This window comes from Mesorhizobium sp. M7A.F.Ca.US.008.03.1.1, from assembly GCF_003997495.1.
Taxonomy (GTDB): domain Bacteria; phylum Pseudomonadota; class Alphaproteobacteria; order Rhizobiales; family Rhizobiaceae; genus Mesorhizobium.
This window is the reverse complement of record NZ_RZRU01000014.1, coordinates 74,848-77,347: the sequence shown is the minus strand read 5'-3', so window position 1 is coordinate 77,347 and position 2,500 is coordinate 74,848. Positions and strand designations below refer to the sequence as shown.

The following is a 2,500-nucleotide window of genomic DNA, read 5'->3' as shown; positions in this document are numbered from 1 at the left end:
GAAGTGCGAATGCTGACATGAGTAACGTAAGGGGAGTGAGAGACTCCCCCGCCGAAAGACCAAGGGTTCCTGCTTAAAGCTAATCTGAGCAGGGTTAGCCGGCCCCTAAGACGAGGCGGAAACGCGTAGTCGATGGGAACCACGTTAATATTCGTGGGCTTGGAGGTAGTGACGGATCATTGAGGTAGTCCAATCTTATCGGATTGAACGGGCTGCTGCGTGGTTCCAGGAAATAGCTCCTCCTTATAAACCGTACCCGAAACCGACACTGGTGGTCTGGTAGAGTATACCAAGGCGCTTGAGAGAACTATGCTGAAGGAACTCGGCAAATTGCACGCGTAACTTCGGAAGAAGCGTGACCCTTTTCTACGCAAGTAGAGGAGGGTGGCACAGACCAGGGGGTAGCGACTGTTTATCAAAAACACAGGGCTCTGCGAAGTCGCAAGACGACGTATAGGGTCTGACGCCTGCCCGGTGCTGGAAGGTTAAGAGGAGGGGTGCAAGCTCTGAATCGAAGCCCCAGTAAACGGCGGCCGTAACTATAACGGTCCTAAGGTAGCGAAATTCCTTGTCGGGTAAGTTCCGACCTGCACGAATGGCGTAACGACTTCCCCGCTGTCTCCAGCATAGACTCAGTGAAATTGAATTCCCCGTGAAGATGCGGGGTTCCTGCGGTTAGACGGAAAGACCCCGTGCACCTTTACTATAGCTTTACATTGGCATTCGTAGTGGCATGTGTAGGATAGGTGGTAGGCTTTGAAACCTGGGCGCCAGCTCAGGTGGAGCCACCCTTGAAATACCACCCTTATTACTATGGATGTCTAACCGCGGCCCGTTATCCGGGTCCGGGACAATGTATGGTGGGTAGTTTGACTGGGGCGGTCGCCTCCTAAAGAGTAACGGAGGCGCGCGATGGTGGGCTCAGAACGGTCGGAAATCGTTCGCTGAGTGCAATGGCATAAGCCTGCCTGACTGCGAGACTGACAAGTCGAGCAGAGACGAAAGTCGGTCATAGTGATCCGGTGGTCCCGCGTGGAAGGGCCATCGCTCAACGGATAAAAGGTACGCCGGGGATAACAGGCTGATGACCCCCAAGAGTCCATATCGACGGGGTTGTTTGGCACCTCGATGTCGACTCATCGCATCCTGGGGCTGGAGCAGGTCCCAAGGGTATGGCTGTTCGCCATTTAAAGCGGTACGTGAGTTGGGTTCAGAACGTCGTGAGACAGTTCGGTCCCTATCTGCCGTGGGTGTAGGAATATTGAAAGGATCTGTCCCTAGTACGAGAGGACCGGGATGGACGGATCTCTGGTGGACCTGTTGTGGCGCCAGCCGCATAGCAGGGTAGCTATATCCGGACGGGATAACCGCTGAAGGCATCTAAGCGGGAAACCCACCTTAAAACGAGTATTCCCTGAGAACCGTGGAAGACGACCACGTTGATAGGCCGGGTGTGGAAGAGCGGCAACGCTTGAAGCTTACCGGTACTAATAGTTCGATCGGCTTGATCGTTCTCATTCCTTATGCTCATCTGACAAAGTCAGATGGTCTGTTCTCACTCACGCTTGTTCCGCCCTGCGGGCGGCGCTACGTGGGTGCGGCGCATCAGCGCCGACGGTCGGTCGACCTTGCGAAGCTTCGCTTCGAAAGGCGCCAGGACCAAAAGAACTGTAAAGGCACATATAAGACCAGCGAACAGCCCCGAGAGGCACCCGACAGCTCCGCTGTTGATGTCTCTTCGTGCTCCTTCGCTCAAAAGCTTCTCGAACAACGTGCGTTTTGCCGACCTGGTGGTTATGGCGGAGCGGCTGCACCCGATCCCATTCCGAACTCGGCCGTGAAACGCTCCAGCGCTGATGGTACTTCGTCTCAAGACGCGGGAGAGTAGGTCGCTGCCAGGTCTGCAAAACGCACGTTGATCTCACATCCAAATCGGATGGAGAGAAATCTTCTCTCTACGAAATGGCCCGCCAAGGGATCCCCGGCCGCGTAAGCGGCCCTTTCATTTGGTCAGCCATCTACCTATCTGTAGGCTTCGGTTTACACAAAAGTTGACGCGGGGTGGAGCAGCCCGGTAGCTCGTCAGGCTCATAACCTGAAGGTCACAGGTTCAAATCCTGTCCCCGCAACCAAATACAAAAGAGCCCGCCCCCGTGCGGGCTCTTTTGTATTTTGCCGTGGTGCCGGCGATTTAACCCGTCATCAGCGACCCGCAAGCAGGCGAAGCCCAGCCCCGGACAGAAAACTCAAATCCTCTCCCCCCAAACCAAATCAAAAACAGCCCGCAAGGCACAAAGCCCGCAGGCCCTGCGCGGTCAACGGGACTGGCAAGTGAAGCGCCCAGCCGCCGCCATGACCAGATCAACCGAATCGGAGGGAGAAAAGACAAAGCCATCCGATCCTCGTGCCAGGCATCGGTGATGCCGGTGATGACTTGCAATCAAATACGAAATGAATTTGGCCGGGGTGGTGTTCTATTCAGCCGGCCTTTTGTGACCGC

1 tRNA gene and 2 rRNA genes (1 of these 3 cut by a window edge) are annotated in these 2,500 nt (G+C 55.5%); all 3 read left to right on the top strand.

The window, feature by feature from the left end:
• A 23S ribosomal RNA gene (locus EOA16_RS19960) occupies positions 1 to 1,512 on the top strand; it begins 1,310 nt to the left of the window's first position.
• 274 nt (positions 1,513 to 1,786) lie between these two features.
• Positions 1,787 to 1,901 (top strand): 5S ribosomal RNA (rrf, locus tag EOA16_RS19955).
• Between the two features lie 154 nt (positions 1,902 to 2,055).
• Positions 2,056 to 2,132, top strand: a tRNA-Met gene (locus tag EOA16_RS19950).
• Positions 2,133 to 2,500 lie beyond the last annotated feature (368 nt).